Annotated in this window: 4 protein-coding genes; 2 read left to right on the top strand and 2 right to left on the bottom strand. The window is 56.1% G+C overall.

The annotated features are described in order from the left end of the window. Together ACE3OH_RS18915 and ACE3OH_RS18910 are read left to right on the top strand one after the other, a co-directional pair. The coding region (locus ACE3OH_RS18915) for an Hsp33 family molecular chaperone HslO (RefSeq protein ID WP_374356860.1) at positions 1–220 on the top strand (220 nt) is incomplete at its 5' end. A 125-nt stretch (positions 221–345) separates the two neighbouring features. Then, a complete protein-coding gene (locus ACE3OH_RS18910) occupies positions 346–1,338 on the top strand; it encodes a hypothetical protein (protein WP_374356858.1) in 993 nt (330 codons plus the stop codon). A 150-nt stretch (positions 1,339–1,488) separates the two neighbouring features. On the opposite strand, the gene ACE3OH_RS18905 is transcribed toward ACE3OH_RS18910, so the two are convergent. Beyond that, on the bottom strand, positions 1,489–3,810 hold the full coding sequence (locus ACE3OH_RS18905; RefSeq protein WP_374356856.1) for a hypothetical protein: 2,322 nt from the start codon (positions 3,808–3,810) through the stop codon (positions 1,489–1,491). A gap of 437 nt (positions 3,811–4,247) precedes the next feature. Next, positions 4,248–5,211: hypothetical protein (locus tag ACE3OH_RS18900; protein WP_374356854.1), on the bottom strand; the 964-nt coding region annotated here is incomplete at its 5' end.

Genomic DNA, 5,211 nt, shown 5'->3' with positions numbered 1-5,211 from the left:
CGAAGAGCATCCGCATTTTGGCTGCCGCTGCTCGCGAGACAAGGTCGGCAATATGATCAAGATGCTGGGCAAGCCCGAAGCCGACTCCATCGTCGCCGAGTTTGGTGGCGTCGATATCCATTGCGATTTTTGCAATCAGCACTACCGCTTCGATGTGGTGGATGTCGGCCAGCTGTTTGCCATCGACTCCACCGAGACGCCTAGCGAAACACGCCACTGAGCGGTACGCGGACGTTTCCGAGGAAACAGCCGGCCACGTGCCGGCCCCAGCACTGCCAGTACTTGGTACCCCGCCCTTGAGTTTCACGGCGCCGGCCATCACCCAGCGATACTCCACGAGCAAATATGGCGCACAACCGATACGACTGGATCACCCTCGCAGCACTGAGCGGTCTGTGGCTGCTGGCCCTGTTACTGCATACGGCCTCGGCCTTGCTGGCCGGCATGGCCGGCTTTTTGCTCTGCCGCGCCCTGCTGGCTCACCGGCATCTGGCGCGATTGCCGGCGGTGCGCTGGTGGGTGGGCCTGCTGCTGGCCTTGACCCCGTTTATCCTGGGCCAGCTTGCCACTATGTTTCTCGGCAGTCACCTCAAGACCCTGGCCGATGAAACCATGGGTCTGTGGCACAAGCTGCTGGAGCAAGCCGTCCAGTTGCGCGACGCGCTGCCGATCGGCCTGCAAGAAATGGTGCCTGATGATGCTGAATCGCTGCGCGAGCGTCTGATGACCCTGCTGCATACCCGTAGCCACCAGCTGTTCGAAGCCGGTCGGCATGGCGTGGGCATCCTGTTGCACACCCTGTTTGGCTGGTGGCTGGGCATTGCCGCCGGATGCACCACAGGCGGCAGCCAACCCGGCCCGCTGCTGCATGCCTGGCATCGGCGCTGGCTGGGCCTTGCCACCATATTCGGCCGGGTGGCGCGCGGCCAGTGCTGGGTAGCCCTGGCCAACACCCTGTTTACCGCCCTGTTCCTCCTGGTGATCGCCCCGCTGGCCGGCTGGTCCTTCCCCTACCGTGGTGCGCTGATCGTCATCACCTTTGCCGCCAGCCTGATACCGGTAGCCGGCAATCTGCTGTGCAACAGCATCCTGCTGCTGGTCGGCCTCGGCGTCAGCCTGACCGCCGGCATCGCCGCCCTGGTGTTCCTGATCGTGGTACACAAACTCGAATACCTGGTCAGTGCGCGCATTCTGGGTGGCGCCAATCGCGTCGCCGCCTGGGAACTGATCACCGCCATGCTGGCCTTCGAATTACTGTTCGGCCCGATCGGCCTGATCTGCGCCACCGTGCTCTACCCGTATTTGAAGCAGGAATTGCGAAGTGCGGGTTTGATCTAGCACCCAATGCGCCAGCAATGCTAGTTGATGCGTCGATCGGCTCAACGTCGAACCTGGGGAAAGTCGTTGGAAGCGCCCGGCGCGACGAACGAGGTCGGCAAATAGCTCGGGGGGTTGATTCCTTGAGCACAAACCAACCCCCAGGATTACCTATTGCATCGATTCAACAGCACCCAGATCAGTAGTTGCGCCGGTGGTTTGCCTCAGAATGCCCACCATCGGGGCAGACAATTGATAGTTGACCGGATAGTTTGCAACCGCAGCCAAGTTTGCCTGACCCGCATCAATCAGCACGCTCTTCAGGTTGGGGCTCGGCTGCGATGGATCTATCACCGGGGCGAACGTTGCTGGCGAGAATTCAGCTCGATTGGATTGGATGAAGTTTTGCTGGCCCGACACGATCGCAGTAGAAACGGGATGGCTAGCGCCATAGACAGCCCAGCCACTGCTGATCCAGTTTTTGCCAAACCGAACTGTCCCACCCGTCTTATAGGCACTTGCTACATCCTGGCCGGCTAAAATTCCCGGCTCTGTAGCCTTGCCACTATAGAGAAACGCGTTATTCCATATCTCCGCGGCTTCTTCGGTGGTCGATAGCTGAAAGAGTGCAGAAGAATAGGTCGATCCGGTCAGATTGACAGAGTTATTGTAGAAATACAGGGTCCCCTTTCGAAAGATTCCCTCACCCCATGATGCTCCCGCTGGGGCGCCACCATGATCGCCACCATAGTGAATGGCAACACCAGCACCCATATCATGGGTAATTTGATTGCCATAGACATAAGTCGCCCGATACTTCGGGTCCTTGGTAGCAGTTAAAGGAAAGTCTTCGGCCTCAACCAGATCCAGACTTCGTGCGTTGCCTTCTATGCTGTTGTACCGGATGACAGCGCCGACGGAGCGGTCTTTCAATGCCGACCCGTTTGCGCCAACACGCGAATTGCCATAGTGATTGAACTCATACACGACGCCGACCGATTGAACATAGGATCCATGCTCATGATCATCGCCGACAACGCCGTTTCCATAAATATCGTTGCCTCGAATAAGCACATCCTTGGTCACAGCAAAGTCACCATCGTCGGTCGACTTAGTGAAAATGCCGTTCGTGCAATTGTGGATGACATTATTGATGATTCGGATATCGTGACCACGCTCAGCCCAAATACATGCACCGAATGTTGCATAGCTCTGAGTCACCCCATTGGTATCAACAAATTTATTGGACGGCGTCGCCCCGGTAATTTCCAGCGTATCGATCTGAATCGATTGCGGGAAATGCGTCCACCAATCCGCATCGTTCTTTGGCTTCAGCACAATCACCGAGCGGGTTTCATGCAATGAATTACCATACAATTGCCCTTTGCGGGTTATTGCATTATTACCATCGATAATTGGCCGCTCACCATTCGGCCCGGTAACGCCGCAAATACGAATTGGATTTTGAACAGTGCCTGTGCCGGAAATCATGAATTTTCCGTTATATGGCTTGGCGCGATAAAAGATGCGCACCGTATCACCCGCATTCAAGTTCTCCCAAGGCACGTTTTCCAAGCCAGGAAGCTGCCCTGCCCCATCCCCCACCTGATAGTCGGTGCCATGGCCACTTGCCACACAGGCCTCTACCATCGCGACCCTTCCAGTTCCAGTTCCAGTTCCAGTTCCAGTTCCAGTTCCAGTGCCCGTGCCTGAGCCGGTGCCGGTGCCGGTGCCGGTGCCGGTGCCGGTGCCGGTGCCGGTAACGATGATGGTCGCAGTGGCAGAAAGCGCGCTGTTTTTAACACTTGAGGCTGTAACATGATAAACCCCGGCCTTCTGGGGAGCTGTATAGCGGCCACCTATCAAGCTACCACCACTATCTCCCTCATCAATCCTGTACACACAATCATGCGATACCACGCTTTCCCTGATATCACATTGAAATTGCTGAACTGCGCCGGCGGCTAGCGTCGCACTAGTTGGGCTGATTACCACGCTTGGCGTTGACGCTGGGCTAACCACAACTGATATTGTCGTCTGAAACCCAGCATGCAATTTCGATCTAGCCACGATATGGAAAATCCCGGCCGTGTTGGGGGCGGTATAGCGTTTACCCAGAATTGACCCACCTGCCGCTTCGACAAGCTGCAATTCACAATCCCCCGGGATCGCCACGCCATCGGTGTCGACACTGCAGGCAATCTCCATACTTGCTCCCGGAGTCAGTACCAAAGCCGACGGTATAGTCGTGATGGTCGTTACCCGAGCTGGCCCGACCGCACTGAGTAACTCCCACCGACCATCACGCTTTAACTTAACTGCAACGGAATTGAAGGTCTGCAACACATTGCGCTGCTGAATACCTAAGTCAGAGAGTGTAAGCACCTCTGTTTCGGTATCAAAAATCACATCCGCGCCGGCCGACATGGATGCCAGCATTGCACCAAGTACCGTGTACTTCTGCATGAGCGGAAAAATACTGTGTCTTGTCATGATCATATCCTTACGGGCCTGTCAGCACCCAGTTTCAATTTCAAAGACTTGATTGCGCCAGCGCGTCATCGCTACCCTAGTAGCGCTTGTGATCGAATTAAAAAATCCGGCATGAGGCCGGAGCCACGGGCACAATCACCATAGGCAAAACGTGCGATTACGCGCCGAGAGAATAATACATAAGCATATGATTTCATCATTGAAAAATAAATATTTCCAAGATGATCCGAAATGCACAATAAATACGTTTTATTGTGCAATTCAAAATATTCATTTACAGCACACCGATCAGCAAATGTGCGAATTGCGCCCACTACGGAGCGCAGATTGAAAAATACAACGTCGTTTTGTCGGTCAAGCGCCCGGTACGAGACCCCGTCGCATGCAGTAAGCGAAACCTCAACACCCAGAGCCACAGAGCAAGTGAAAGCGCCTACTCAACCGTGTTTGGTCAGTCGCATCAAGGCATCAAGCTGAGCGGCGAAGGCATTGCCTGCCCCCTGTTCATCGATTTCCCGCTTGGCTTGCTCCAAGCTGACCCGCGCTTGTTCGATTTTGTGCTGCCTCAGCAGACAATTCGCCAAGGCCAACCGCGCCTGGGCCAACCAGATACCGGCCTGATCCCGCCCTTCCCAAAATCGCACTACCGATTGAATACGGCTCATCGCGCCATCGCCCTCCCCCTGGCGCAGCAGCACATCTGCTTGCCCAAGGAGCGCATCAGACCAGAGTTTGGGAAATTGCGTCTCAATATGCGCGGCCGCCAATCCACCTAAAAGCTCTGCGTAGGCTTTGCCCGCTGCATCGGTGCGACCTTGCGCCAAGAGCAGCTTCGCCGCCCGAATTTGGCTAGATGCCTGATTCAAGGCGAAAGCGCTCCCTTCTACCTCGGGCAAGCCCCGTAGCCTTGATAGGGTTTCTTCGGCCTGTACCAATCTATCCAAGGAAAATTCAGCATCGAAGCGGGCTTGCAGCACTGGCGCCATCAGGGCAGATTGACCTTTGCCATCGGCCGTGTAGCTGCGCTCCAGCTCGCCCAGCTTCTTGATCGCCGCATCGTACCGTCCTTGGCTGGCATCGAGCCGCGCCTCTTGCAACAAGATACGAGGGTATTTGCTGCCAGGATTGCGAGCGATATCGGCCCGCGCCGCATCCAAGCATTCGCTGGCGCGTTTAAGCTGCCCTTGATCCAGCAAAACATCCGCATACAAGCTGCGTGCGACATTGATCAGTTGATGTGCAGGCGGCTGTCCAGCCAAGGCCTGATCCATCAAAGCCTGGCCCGAACCGAACTGTCCCGTCCTCAGTCGCAGCGCGCCCAGATAGCCGGCAGCGTGGCGTGTTTCAAAGTGTTGGGAACCGAGCGTCGCCTGCATGATAGGCAATGCCCGGCTGAGATAG

Origin of the sequence: Chitinimonas sp., assembly GCF_041904975.1 — a bacterium.
In the GTDB taxonomy this organism is placed as follows: domain Bacteria; phylum Pseudomonadota; class Gammaproteobacteria; order Burkholderiales; family Chitinimonadaceae; genus Chitinimonas.
Note: the sequence above shows the minus strand (reverse complement) of the source record. Positions and strands in the feature narration are given on the sequence as shown.